Genomic DNA, 12,499 nt, shown 5'->3' with positions numbered 1-12,499 from the left:
CCAATACCCCTCATCACCGATTTAGATTACGACTGCTAGAATATCTTTCTCAGAAAGCAGTACATATTCATCAGTTCCTAGCTTGATGTCAGTGCCGGCGTACTTGGAGTACAACACCTTTTCACCGACCTTGATGTCCAACTCTTGACGAGTACCGTCTTCGTTCCGCTTACCAGGTCCAAGGGCGACAACTTCACCTACTTGGGGTTTTTCTTGGGCATTGTCGGGTAAATACAAACCACCTGCGGTCTTTTCTTCAGGGGCGCTGACTTTAACGAAAACGCGATCGCCCAAGGGTTTAACTGTAGAAACGCTTAAAGATATTGCTGCCATAATTATTTTTCTCGCTTGGTTAGCACTCTCGACTCCTGAGTGCTAATCTACCGAAAAACAGCATCTAATGGCAACAAGTCCTGGTGTACGGGTTTCCGAACTGAGTGGACGCATCCACTTACGAGTACAAATACCTAATTGTTGTAATTGTCGGGTTCTGTTCCGTAAGTAATGAATATTTTTATATGGACAACTTTAATTTGCAAAGTGGGGAAATTGTTATAGAACTGTAATCAGGAAGCCGCTCAATGAGTAACAACACAGTGATTCTCCAACAACCATCCCATCCAGACAACTCCTAAATTTCCGGCCAGCCAAATTTTCAGTCATACTGTGGAAACTCTAGGACTGGCAACCATTCAACGACACATTTTCATTAGTTCTGAACAAACAGTTGCTCATTACTGCTCAAAATAAGCTAGTCTGGAGTTCTGGGAATACTTGACAAAGCGACTGAGAAGGTTTAACTTCCACCAGTCATCAGGCAGTAATCTCAATTGCATCCTCAGAATTTAGGCCAAGTGCTTGCGTGTTTGTTGTTCTGGTCTGATAATAGTAGTCTACCCAGATGGTGTTTGGTATCGCCTAACAAACCCGGAAGTCATTGAGCGGATCATCTAAGAACACTTAATTAATCGGCAATAAGGTGGTAAAAGCATAAGCCTTTTAACCCTCCTTCCCTTGCCAACAACTTCCCCGGTTGATTGTAAGTGAACCTCTAATGGAGGGATAACATCTGAAGGATATGATATGGCAGCAGTAAGTGAATGAAAGCGCGGGTTAATTTTGAGCTAGGGTGATCGGTCGACAATACGGAAATTGTCAACTAAAAAGATTATGATATGATCAGAGCTTTTTAACCCGTGCTATTCAAATCAACCTATAATAGCGGATTATAATACTACTGCTCTGCGTATCCTTACTAGACTTTTGCCATCGAGCTACTAGTCTCTTGAAAGTGTTATTCACTTTTTAGACCGCAAGGCAGCAAAGGCAAGTTAAGTGGGAAAAAGACAACATCTCAATCATCCACCAAAAGGGATAACCAATCAAGACCTTGATGGATTGGAGCGCAACAAGTGCCACTGCTATGAAAGATTCCAGCATGAAAGATCACAAACGACTTCTATTAATTGATGATGACCCTAACCTCATTTTGTTGGTGAAGGATTACTTGGAATTCCGGGGTTATGAAGTCATCACTGCCGAAAATGGACGAGAAGCTCTGGAGATTTTAGAACATGATGTTCCAGACATGATCATCTGTGACGTAATGATGCCAGAAATGGACGGATATACGTTTGTAGAACAAGTCCGGCAAAGTGAACGCACTAGCTGGATTCCTGTTCTCTTCCTCTCAGCCAAGGGACAAAGTGCAGACCGAGTTAAAGGTCTCAACAAAGGTGCTGACGTGTATATGGTCAAACCCTTTGAACCAGAAGAACTCGTAGCCCAAGTCGAATCCTCACTCAAACAAACCGTCCGTTGGAAGGAACACCAAACCAAGGGAGGGGAAAATGGTTCTCGGATTCAAGTTCCTTTTGATGTTCAGTTAACCCCAACGGAACTAAAGGTAGTTCAGTTTGTCGCTAGGGGTTTAGCTAACCGGGAAATCGCTGAAGAATTAAATGTTAGTCAGCGTACAGTTGAAAGCCATGTGTCCAATATGTTGGGCAAAACCAATCTCCATAACCGTACCGAACTAGCACGGTGGGCGATTGAAAATCAAATGGCTTAGATTCTCAGGTCAGGCGATAGGCAGCTTTTTTGTCATGGCGATCGCTACTGATGTATAACTTTTTTGTGGGGATTACTTTGTTTATCCTTTTCTTACAAAAAAACTGCGTCAATAGATAAAATCCTGATGACAGCTTGAAAAAAGTTCCATAAAAGCTGGAGGATAATATTCTATATATCTTATCCTTCAGCTTCTCTTCTAACCTCAGAAAGACTACGCGAATAACTTTGGTTCTTCTAAATACTACCTATCTTCTTAATAGTTGGGTTGATAATAAATTACTATTTAGGGTTTGATGAAAAGGTCTTTTCCTTAGAGTCAGGAGTCAGGAGTCAGGAGTCAGGAGTCAGCACTTCGGCTTACTATAGCTAACGCCACGCTTCGCGGTAAGCGTCAGCTATGCCGTTAGGCTTTATGACTTCGCTCAGTGACCAGAAGAAGAATTAGAAGAAGAGAAGAACAATGTTAAATCTGGTCAAGTGATAGGTAAATGAAATTGAGTATATTAGGAGGCAAGATGCCTGCACTACAAGAAATTTTGGGATATTTTTTTATTTGGAAGTCTCTTAACGAATTTTTATTGCTGTACCTGTTGCGGTAATTAGTAATAAAACTCCAGATTGATCAACGTTGATTGTACCTGTGTCAATTTCAATTCCAATCACAGCATCCGCGCCTAAAACTCGCGCTCTTTTTTCTAGTTCTTCTAAGGCTTTTTGTTGTCCTTGCTCAAATAGACGCTCGTAGCTACCTGTTCTTCCGCCGACAATATCTCGAATACCTGCTAAAAAATCTCGTAGGAAGTTACTACCATAGACGACTTCAGCGGTTACTATACCTAAGTATGATTGAATTACTGCACCCTGAATTACATCAGTTGTTGTTAAAAGCATATAAGTAATTAAAAAGTTAAAGTTATATCAGTGAACAGTTAGGTTAAAAAGTTATTGGCTTTCTGGGGGGAACATTTTGGGAGCTAGTTTAGTCATGGGTCGTAAAGGTGAAAGAAGTTTATTTTTTCGTTAGTTTGGTGTATTTGTTTAAATATTATATCTAAATTCTGCATTTTTGTCTATTTTAAAATATTAATAACTGATTGATTTTTTTCACTAAAGGGAATAAATACAGTTTGCAAAAGCCGAGATTTTTGCTTTAATGTACAAGAAAAATATCAGAAAAGTTCAGCCAATTTACTATGTACAAACATACATCATTAATAGTCACTTTTCTATTATTAGGTAGTTTGGTTACTACCACGCCTGTAGTTGCTAAAACTGAGGTAATAGTAGCACAGGCGAGAAATGCAGAGTTAAAAGAAATGTTAGAAGAGGGACGGAGGCTAGTGGATGGGGGAGATTATAATGGAGCGATCGCTATCTATCAACGAGCAGCCAGTATTGATCCCAAAAACGCTAAAATCCACTCTGGAATTGGCTATTTATATGCTCAACAGGGGAATTTTCCCTTAGCCTTAACTGCTTACCACAGAGCGATCGCCCTCAATCCTAACAATAGTGATTTTTACTATGCTGTTGCCTATATTAGAGGTAATATGGGTGATATGAAGGGAGCTAAGGAAGCCTACCGTCGTTCTATTCAACTAAATCGTAATAACGTTAACGCTTATCAAGGGTTGGCTGTTACACAAGCTGCTTTAGGAGATTATAAATCAGCAATGTGGGCTTATGAGCAAGCCATTAACTTAGATCAAAACAATGGTCTCACCTATGAATTAATGGGTTCGATGCTAAAACAGCGACGACAAGCTAAACAAGCCAGTAGTATGTTACAAAAAGCCCGTAATTTATACCTGCGAGGTAATAACCCCGATGGTGTGGTCAGAGTAGAAGCCCTATTGCGAGAAATAGGTGGATGAGACCATTAGTTTTATCTGCAAAAATTCAGCGATCGCTCCACAATTTTCGTCGAAAATCACTAAATGGGATACTATTCGCGTTGGTAATAGGTATCTTAACTTTAGGCGGATGTCAATCAATAATATCTCAAGAAGTAATTCATTTAACATTTTGGCATGGGGTAAATCCACCATCAAATCGTGATGTATTGCAAAGGTTGGTCGATAAATTTAACCAAACCCATCCAAATATTCAAGTAGAATCACTGTATGTTGGACAGCAAGACCAACAAATGCCTAAGATATTAACGGCAGTGGTAGGTAATTCACCCCCTGATTTATTGTGGTACAATCCGACGATTACGGGACAATTAGTGGAATTAGGGGCAATTTTACCTTTAGATGATCAATTATCCCAGTCTCCTGTTAAAAATCAAATTGACCCGGCTTTATACACATCAATGGAATATCAAGGTAAAATTTGGTCTGTACCTTTTGCTACGAATAATGTTGGCGTTTTTTACCGTCCCAGTTTATTTAAACAAGCGGGAATTACTGAATTACCCCGGACTTGGGAAGAGTTGCGAGAAGCAGCTAAAAAATTAACTCTTGACACCAATGGGGACGGAAAAATCAATCAACATGGAATAATGTTACCTTTAGGGAAGGGTGAATTTACGGTATTTACTTGGTTGCCATTTATGTGGAGTGGTAGCGGTGAGTTGGTGAATGGTGATTCCCAGAGGGCAGAGAGGGTGGTTTTAGCAGATAATGAAGGAGCGATCGCTGCTTTGCAATTTTGGCGTAATTTAATTACCGATGGTTCTGCTGTTTTATCGGGTTTAGAACGGGGTTATGAAATAGATAACTTGGTCACTGGTAAGGTAGCCATGCAGGTAACAGGACCCTGGAGTTTAGGACAATTTCAACAGAGTGGTGTAGATTTCGGTGTTTTTCCTATACCCGTAAAAGAAAAGCCCGCAACGGTGATTGGTGGTGAAAACTTGTTCTTTTTTAAGACTAAATCAACACGGGAACAAGCAGCTTTTAAATTTGCTGAGTATGCTTTGAGTGCAGAATTTCAGACAGATTTAGCTTTGGGAACTGGTTATTTACCCGTAAATATTAAGTCGCGTCAAAGTGAAAAATATCAAAAATTTATGAATCAACAACCACAAATCAAGGTATTTTTAGATCAAGCAAAATTTGGGCGATCGCGTCCCATTTTTCCCGGATATAATCGTATTTCTGATAGTTTAGGGAGAGCGATCGAAGCGGTTGTATTAGGTAAAAGTGACCCCAAAGCAGCACTAAAACAAGCCCAAAACCGATTAGATCTAATTTTTCAATAGCGCTGTTATTTCTGCCTTAATAGGATGAGTAAGATTAGAGAAAATATTGATGCTAATCCCGGATGCAACATTTGTAGTTTTATGTGCTGGGAAAGGTATAACTAATAAGGTACAGAGATCACATCACCTTTTATAAGACTTACTATAAATCTCTCCAAGCCTCATCTTCCTCCGGTTCAAGCCAAACTTTATTTAATGATGACTCACTCAACTCTAAAAAATCTTTTACTAAAATTTGCGAGTCATCTAAATTAATAAGTTGCAAATTTTGAATTTTTTCAAGTGGTAAACCCGTGAATTTTAATACTAGACCGATATCAATACCTTCATGTACCATATTAATTGCAACTTGAATTAAACCCTGTTGTAAACCTTCCAGGCTTCCTGTAAAGATTGAGCTTCAATTGTTAAGTTACCCATAATAATCAATAATTTTATATTTAATACTATTGAGGGCGCGATCGCCCAGGGTTGATGATTATTAATAGGCTAGGGTTTCTAAGGTTTCTCGTAAGTACCTTTGTACTTGTTGTTCTAACCTAAGACCTTGTAATTGAGTGTTGCATTCTGCTTGCCAGCGTTGAAAACCGGAACTAGCAGAGATCGCGTATTTTAGGTGATGCCAAATTTGAGAATCACGGGATTTGGGGCGATCGCTAGAAGTTGGAAATGTAGCCATAGTTTCTCATTCCTCATGATTGACTTCCAGAACGAAAGAGAGAGATTTAGTATAAAATGGTCAAAACCAAAATTAGTCAGTATTTTGAACTATAACTAGGAATAAATTAAATACAAAATGGCTGATGATTCAACTTTAACCGTAAAGTTGGGAAATTTTGGTTAATCTTTACTAAAGATAATAGTTTCGTGGCAGAAGATTCTGTGTCATGGGTTACTAAAACCCCTTTTATACTCAGAATAATTTAATCTTTATGGATTTGATCGGTTTTTAGATTGCTCTGTAGGATCAACCCAAGTAATGGGACAGAATTAATTACACAACTGGTTTTTCTGTTTCCCTTCGACTGCGCTCAGGGCAAGCCTGTTCCTGGTCGGTGAGCGTAGCCATACCGCTGTTCCCTCTCTCAACTTAAAATCTAGAAGTGCTGAGTTTTAGGATTTGAGTGTTGAACTAAAAAGGTGATAAATTCAACACTGATCAACTAACTCAGCACTTAACACGGGCTACAACCCAAAACGCTAATGGCGCTCAACACTTACTTAGTGAGTGTGAGGGTACGACGTTTGGTGACCATTTGGTAGGCTTCGATGATGTCACCTTCAGCCCAATCATGGAATTTATCAATGTTGATCCCGCATTCGTAACCTGAATTGACCTCACGGGCATCTTCTTTAATCCGCTTGAGGGAGTCAAGAACGCCTTCGTAGATCACTTTATTGTTGCGACGTACACGGACTTTACAGTTACGCACCACCTTACCAGATTGAACGTAGCAACCTGCAACGGCACCACGACCAATGAGGATGACAGCACGGACTTCTGCTTGTCCCAAGGGTTCTTCTACCAACTCTGGTTCTAGTAGACCTTCCAAAGCGCCTTGGATGTCTTCTAGGAGTTTGTAGATGATGTTGTATTCCCTTACGTCTACACCTGCTTCGTCGGCGGCTTGTCTAGCGCCACTGGCGTAAGTGGTGTTGAAGCCAATGATGACGGCGTTACTAGCAGCAGCTAGATCGATGTCTGTTTCGGTGATTTCGCCAGCAGTAGCCAACAACATCCGAATTTGGACTTCGTTTTGGGGAATTTGCTTGAGTGAGCCGATAATGGCTTCGACAGAACCCTGTACGTCTCCTTTCAAGATCAGGTTGAGTTCTTTTAACTCGCCTTCTTGGGCTTGGGCGGAGAGGGTGGTGAGGGTAACACGTCCCTGTAACAGACGAGATAAACGTTGTTTGTCGGCGCGATCGCTGGCAACGGAACGGGCTTCTTTTTCGTTCTCATAGACCTCAAATTCGTCACCGGCGGCGGGAACGTCGCTTAAACCAAGGACTTCCACAGCGAAGGAGGGACTAGCAATATCGACTCGCTTACCGCGATCGCTGACCATGGCGCGGACTTTACCAAATGCCGAACCAGCTACTAGCATATCTCCCACATGGAGAGTACCGTTCTGAATCAGCAGGGTAGCAACTGCACCCTTGGCTTTATCCAAGTGAGCTTCAATGACTGTTCCTTTGGCGACCCGATCTGGATTGGCGGCTAGTTCTCCTACCTCAGCCACTAACAAGATCATTTCCAGGAGGGTATCTAGGTTTTCACCTTTGATAGCACTAACTGGAACCATGATGGTTTCACCACCCCAATCTTCTGCCGTTAGACCATACTGGGTTAGTTCTTGTTTAACCCGTTCTGGTTGCGCGCCTTCTTTGTCAATTTTGTTAATGGCGACGACGATGGGGACACCAGCCGCTTGAGCATGACTAATGGCTTCTACGGTTTGGGGACGGACACCATCATCGGCGGCTACAACTAAAACGGCAATATCTGTCACCCGCGCGCCCCGCGCTCGCATAGCTGTGAAGGCTTCGTGACCGGGGGTATCGAGGAAGACGATTTGTTGTTGTTTGCCTTCGTGGGTTACATCTACGTGGTACGCGCCGATGTGTTGGGTAATGCCTCCCGCTTCTCCAGCCGCTACTTTGGTTTTGCGAATGGAGTCGAGCAAGGTGGTTTTACCGTGGTCTACGTGACCCATGATCGTCACCACTGGAGGACGACGAATTAAGTGTTCTAAGTCAGAGAAGTCGATCATTTCTGTGACTTTTCTGGCCTCTGCCTCTGGTTCGGCGGTTTCGACTTCTACCTCTAGTTCTTTACCTACTAGGGTAATGGTGGGAATATCCAGGTTTTGGGTGATACTTACGGCCATGCCTTTCATGAACAGGATTTTAACAATCTCTGTATCGGCAACTGCCATTACATCGGCCAATTCTTGGACTGTTAGCGGGCCTGTGATCACCACTTTTTCTGGGCGATCGCGCTTAACTTCTACTTCCTGTTGTTGTTGACGGCGATTGTTGTCACGGCTACCACCGGATTTTTTGGTTTTAACTGCTGGGATCGCAACAGTTGGTGTTGGTTGTCCGGCTCTGGTTGATTTGGGCTTAGGAGGACGGGCAATGGAAAGGCTAACCTGCACGGCGGCTGGAATTGCCAAACCATTTTCATCGAGTAAGTCGTCATCATCGAGTAAGTCGTCATCCAAAATTGGTTTGACCCGTTTACCTTTAGGGATGGCTTTGGACTTCTCTTTAATTTCGTCAATTATTTCCTCTTCTTGCCATTTTTTCCCACCTTTGGCTAGGCGAGGCGGCGTTGGCCGTTTTAAATCCAGGATGTCGGTGACTACTGGCTCTTCAATCGGTGATTCTTTTCTTGCCCCTCCCAGGGATCTTGGGGGAGTGGCAGTTGGCATGGCAGTCGATTCGCTAGGACGTACTGGCCTGCTGGGTCTAGGTCCATCTAAGGAACTTGGTGCCGATGGTCTGTTGCTTTTATGCTCCGGTTTAACTGGCGCGCTGGTGGAACGAGCTTGTTTTTGTGGGGCTGGTGGGGCTGTTTGGTCTGCTGGGATCTTGGCGACCTTGGTGGGTTTGGTTTGTTCCCGTTCTTCTTCACTGCGCCGTACTTGACGTTCGCGTTTGAGAAGCGGTTTTTCACTGGATACCACCACAGATGGCTGGTCTGTTAGAGCGGCTGTTTCTTCAGCAGGTCGGGTCGGCGGAGCAACCAGTTGAGGTCTCTGGGGTTTTTCCTGTTTTGGTCTGGGGGAAACTACTTTTTCTGGTTTTTCCCTGGGCAGATTGTGATCAGGTGTTTTATCGGTTTCGGCAATTGTCGGTTTCTGCGGAGTCTCTGATTGATTCCGGGGTACAGGTCGAGTTGGTGCCGTCGGTTTCATGGGTGAGACTGGAGTAGCTGAGGGCATTGGCGGTGTGGGAGGATTGACTTCAGACAAGGCTGTGTGAGTGTTAGTAGTAACTGAACCGTTATCAGGGTGTGAGGTTGTATTTCTCAATATTGTGGGTTTGCGAATTTCCAAAATTTGCTGTTTATGTGGTGCAGCAGGTCGGTTTCGTCCGCCGTTTTGATGTGAGTTTGGTTTGTGACCGTTTGTACCCAGTTCCTTTTTGGACATCACTTTCGTAGCTGCGAGTTTTTCGGCAGATGTACGAATTTGTTCGGCTTCCGATTCGGAAATCGTGCTGCTATGGCTTTTGACCGCGATATCGAGCTGGTCGCAAATTGCTAATAGCTCTTTATTATCCAAATTCAATTCCTTTGATAATTCGTAGATTCTAACTTTTCCGTTGTTCATCCACTCTTTCCCCTTTAATTTACAGTTTTAGCGGATGGTTGCCTGGTTTGCGACATCTCCATCCTCTGATCACTGTTTTTTAGGTTGCCCTTGGTGATTTTGCTCCTGGTGCCGACCATTAGGAAAGAGAGATGTTTGGGTTTAATTCTGGCATCCCCACCATAAAGGATGGTTGACAGATACCCATAAAAATTTTCTAAATAATAAAAGATTTTTATAGGAAGCCTTGATGCCGAACTGCGCTTTGGCGCTACCAGGTTGCCATTTTGTTGGTTTTTGTTTTGTTGGTTCTGAGTCTTCCACAACACAATTTAGTAAAACTTACTGGGTGTATTGCTGCGTCTCTGCCAATTTTTTTGGGAAGAGCCGTTGATTTTCTACACCCACTTACTATTTTGACATTAACCTGAACGATAGCAGAGGATGTAACGGAAGTGCGAATGGTTCGGATTCCGTGACCATCTCTCTAGGGATTACCGTCTTCAGTTTATGCCAATTAATTTTGGTTTTGGGGATTGGTTTGGTTTAGACGTTGCCACAATGTCTGATACAGTGTTTCTGGCACTGCTGCATCTAGCGATCGCCCTAGTCTATTTTTTTTCTGAGATGCTTGTAGGCAACTCGGTTGCGGACATAAGTAAGCAGAACGCCCCATGCCCTCATCTAATTGTACCTTTCCAGATGGAAAGACACGAACAATCCTCCAAAACTCTTCTTTTAGGCCTACTCTCCGGCAACTAATACAACGCCGATAATTCGGTTTCATTAGGATCTTACTAGGTCAATCCACTATTTTTTGGTCAAAGAAAGCGATCGCTATTTTAAATCTAGCTACCCCAAAATTTTCGATTCTGTTCAGAGTTGCCTTTTGTCTGTTGCCTATGGCCTGCTATACTACATAGCAATTAATCTTCCTCACTTGTATCATAATTTTCATCTTCTAGTTCTAATTCTGCTTGGTTTTCATCTTCTAAATAATTATCTTCATCTTCCTCTAGTTGATGTTTAGCTCGTGCGGCAATAAATTTTGTATCTTCTCCTTCGTAGTCATACTTGGCTTTGTCTTTGATGTCAATTTTCCAACCTGTCAACCTTGCCGCTAACCGGACATTTTGCCCTTCTTTACCAATGGCTAAACTCAGTTGATCTTCGGCTACTAAGACGTGAGTTTGTCTGGTATCGGGATCCATTAACCTTACATCATCGACTCGTGCGGGACTCAAGGCATTGGCAATGTAGGTTGCTGGATCTGGTGACCAACGAATTACATCTATTTTTTCACCCCGCAATTCGTTAACTACTACTTGGATTCTTGATCCTCTAGCGCCAATACAAGCACCCACGGGGTCTACATCCCGGTCTAAGGTATCAACGGCGATTTTAGTCCGGGGTCCAACGTAACGAGAGGGCGGATTGGCTTCCCTGGCTACTGCCACAATCCGCACTACTTCGTCTTCAATTTCCGGTACTTCGTTGGCAAATAAATAAACTACTAAACCAGCATCGGCACGAGACACTAGCAACTGTGGACCCCGTTGTTGGCCTTGGGACACTTTTTTGAGATATACCTTAAAGGTAGCATTTGCCCGATAATTATCGTTGGGGAGTTGTTCGCGCTTTGGTAGTTCTGCTTCTACTTCTGGCTGACCAAAGTTACTGGTAACTGCTAAAACTACAGATTGTCGTTCAAATCGCAAAACTCTAGCTTGCAGGACTGTTCCTTCTAGGTCTTGAAATTCTTCTTGCACCATCTGGCGTTGTTGATCTCGCAGTTTTTGCGCTAACACCTGTTTGGTTTGCATGGCCGCCATCCGACCAAATTCTCCTTGATCTGGGGTGACATCGAGAACCACCGAATCTCCTAATTGGGCTTCTGGGGCTACCTGTTGTACTTCTTCTAAGGAAATTTGATGGTCGCTGTTGCTAACTTGTTCAACGATGGTTTTGGTGGAAAGTACGCGAAATCCTTCTCCTTCTATGTCAAGTTCTACTTCAAAGTTTTCAAAGTATTCTTCATCAAATATTTTACGTTCTATGTTTTGGGCGCGACGATAACGTTCGTAACCCTTGAGGAGTGCTTCTCTAATTGCTGACTGTACTGCTAGACGTGGTAAATTGCGATCGCGGCTAATACTTTCAATTAATTCTTTTAATCCAGCTAAAGTAACCATTGACATAAAATAATCTCCTCAATTTTTATCTAAGTACCCAAAATGATTTGAGATTTTAGATTAGAGACGAAGAATTGGTGATGAGTCGGTAATGTCGGTGATGTTCTCCACTTCCATTACTTGATTTCTCTTCACCAGTCCTTTTAAATGGGTATTACCCCTATCTCTCTCTTTCCAAAACCTAAAACCTAAAATCCAAAATCCACAATCTAAAATCGTTTAGCGGTTCTCATCTAGATGCACTTTGGTAATCAATGCACGAGGAATTTCGATGACACGACCTTTTTGATTTAAGTAAAGTTTTGTTTCATCCCGACGAATCAACTGACCTGTCCAGTCTTGCTGTCCTTCGTAGGATGGGGAAGTAGAGACAATCACAGGAAATCCCTTAAAGGAGATAAATTCCCTGTCAGTCGCCAGTTGCCGCGAAATACCGGGACTGGATACTTCCAATATGTACGCATCTGGCATGATCTCTGCCGCATCTAGGGAGGCTTCTAAAAGGCGGCTCATCTGTTCGCAATCATCCAGACCAGTATCCTGTTGAGTATTACGAATATCTACCCGCAACACAGGTGGACGTTGGTTGGTGTGCAAAACAACGCCAACAACTTCTAAACCCAGTTCTTCTGCTACTGGTGTCGCCAAGTTAATAATTTGTGGGACTAAAGGATGAGTCATGCGAGAATCCAATAAAAAAAGTGGGCATT

Annotated in this window: 11 protein-coding genes; 3 read left to right on the top strand and 8 right to left on the bottom strand. The window is 42.7% G+C overall.

Translation table 11 applies throughout. The annotated features are described in order from the left end of the window. Positions 1 to 21: 21 nt before the first annotated feature. A complete protein-coding gene (gene groES, locus VB711_RS11395; RefSeq protein ID WP_323286105.1) occupies positions 22 to 333 on the bottom strand; it encodes a co-chaperone GroES in 312 nt (103 codons plus the stop codon). A gap of 1,060 nt (positions 334 to 1,393) precedes the next feature. Here groES and VB711_RS11390 point away from each other — a divergent pair. After that, entirely contained in the window at positions 1,394 to 2,071 is a 678-nt protein-coding gene (locus tag VB711_RS11390) for a response regulator transcription factor (RefSeq protein WP_323286103.1), read from the top strand. Between the two features lie 566 nt (positions 2,072 to 2,637). Here the strand turns inward: VB711_RS11390 and VB711_RS11385 are convergent. Further along, entirely contained in the window at positions 2,638 to 2,964 is a 327-nt protein-coding gene (locus VB711_RS11385) for a YbjQ family protein (protein ID WP_323286101.1), read from the bottom strand. A 302-nt stretch (positions 2,965 to 3,266) separates the two neighbouring features. Between VB711_RS11385 and VB711_RS11380 the strand changes: the two genes are divergently transcribed. Together VB711_RS11380 and VB711_RS11375 are read left to right on the top strand one after the other, a co-directional pair. Further along, a complete protein-coding gene (locus VB711_RS11380) occupies positions 3,267 to 3,947 on the top strand; it encodes a tetratricopeptide repeat protein (RefSeq protein ID WP_323286099.1) in 681 nt (226 codons plus the stop codon). Continuing rightward, the gene (locus VB711_RS11375; RefSeq protein WP_323286098.1) at positions 3,944 to 5,278 is read left to right on the top strand and encodes an ABC transporter substrate-binding protein; all 1,335 of its coding nucleotides are present in this window, start codon (positions 3,944 to 3,946) and stop codon (positions 5,276 to 5,278) included. The genes VB711_RS11380 and VB711_RS11375 overlap by 4 nt, the downstream gene beginning before the upstream one ends. A 142-nt stretch (positions 5,279 to 5,420) precedes the next feature. Here the strand turns inward: VB711_RS11375 and VB711_RS11370 are convergent, their stop codons facing one another. The 6 genes from VB711_RS11370 to rimP all read right to left on the bottom strand — a co-directional run bounded on the left by VB711_RS11370 (position 5,421) and on the right by rimP (position 12,470). After that, on the bottom strand, positions 5,421 to 5,615 hold the full coding sequence (locus VB711_RS11370; RefSeq protein WP_323286096.1) for a hypothetical protein: 195 nt from the start codon (positions 5,613 to 5,615) through the stop codon (positions 5,421 to 5,423). A gap of 144 nt (positions 5,616 to 5,759) precedes the next feature. Beyond that, positions 5,760 to 5,957 (bottom strand): hypothetical protein, encoded by a 198-nt coding sequence (locus VB711_RS11365; RefSeq protein WP_323286095.1) that lies wholly within the window; start codon positions 5,955 to 5,957, stop codon positions 5,760 to 5,762. 538 nt (positions 5,958 to 6,495) lie between these two features. After that, a complete protein-coding gene (gene infB / locus VB711_RS11360; RefSeq protein ID WP_323286093.1) occupies positions 6,496 to 9,618 on the bottom strand; it encodes a translation initiation factor IF-2 in 3,123 nt (1,040 codons plus the stop codon). 496 nt (positions 9,619 to 10,114) lie between these two features. Beyond that, complete coding sequence (locus tag VB711_RS11355) at positions 10,115 to 10,384, bottom strand: YlxR family protein (RefSeq protein WP_323286091.1); 270 nt, start codon at positions 10,382 to 10,384, stop codon at positions 10,115 to 10,117. Between the two features lie 139 nt (positions 10,385 to 10,523). Further along, positions 10,524 to 11,795, bottom strand: coding sequence for a transcription termination factor NusA (gene nusA, locus VB711_RS11350; RefSeq protein ID WP_323286090.1), 1,272 nt, complete (start codon positions 11,793 to 11,795; stop codon positions 10,524 to 10,526). A 213-nt stretch (positions 11,796 to 12,008) separates the two neighbouring features. Then, complete coding sequence (gene rimP / locus VB711_RS11345) at positions 12,009 to 12,470, bottom strand: ribosome maturation factor RimP (protein ID WP_323286089.1); 462 nt, start codon at positions 12,468 to 12,470, stop codon at positions 12,009 to 12,011. Between the last annotated feature and the right edge of the window lie 29 nt (positions 12,471 to 12,499).

This window comes from Cronbergia sp. UHCC 0137 (assembly GCF_034932285.1).
GTDB lineage: Bacteria > Cyanobacteriota > Cyanobacteriia > Cyanobacteriales > Nostocaceae > Cronbergia.
This window is presented reverse-complemented; position numbering and strand designations above follow the sequence as displayed.

Coding starts and splice junctions, on each gene's coding strand:
- groES (WP_323286105.1), bottom strand. CDS start 333: ATGGCAGCAATATCTTTAAGCGTTTCTACAGTTAAACCCTTGGGCGAT.
- VB711_RS11390 (WP_323286103.1), top strand. CDS start 1,394: ATGGATTGGAGCGCAACAAGTGCCACTGCTATGAAAGATTCCAGCATG.
- VB711_RS11385 (WP_323286101.1), bottom strand. CDS start 2,964: ATGCTTTTAACAACAACTGATGTAATTCAGGGTGCAGTAATTCAATCA.
- VB711_RS11380 (WP_323286099.1), top strand. CDS start 3,267: ATGTACAAACATACATCATTAATAGTCACTTTTCTATTATTAGGTAGT.
- VB711_RS11375 (WP_323286098.1), top strand. CDS start 3,944: ATGAGACCATTAGTTTTATCTGCAAAAATTCAGCGATCGCTCCACAAT.
- VB711_RS11370 (WP_323286096.1), bottom strand. CDS start 5,615: ATGGTACATGAAGGTATTGATATCGGTCTAGTATTAAAATTCACGGGT.
- VB711_RS11365 (WP_323286095.1), bottom strand. CDS start 5,957: ATGGCTACATTTCCAACTTCTAGCGATCGCCCCAAATCCCGTGATTCT.
- infB (WP_323286093.1), bottom strand. CDS start 9,618: ATGAACAACGGAAAAGTTAGAATCTACGAATTATCAAAGGAATTGAAT.
- VB711_RS11355 (WP_323286091.1), bottom strand. CDS start 10,384: ATGAAACCGAATTATCGGCGTTGTATTAGTTGCCGGAGAGTAGGCCTA.
- nusA (WP_323286090.1), bottom strand. CDS start 11,795: ATGTCAATGGTTACTTTAGCTGGATTAAAAGAATTAATTGAAAGTATT.
- rimP (WP_323286089.1), bottom strand. CDS start 12,470: ATGACTCATCCTTTAGTCCCACAAATTATTAACTTGGCGACACCAGTA.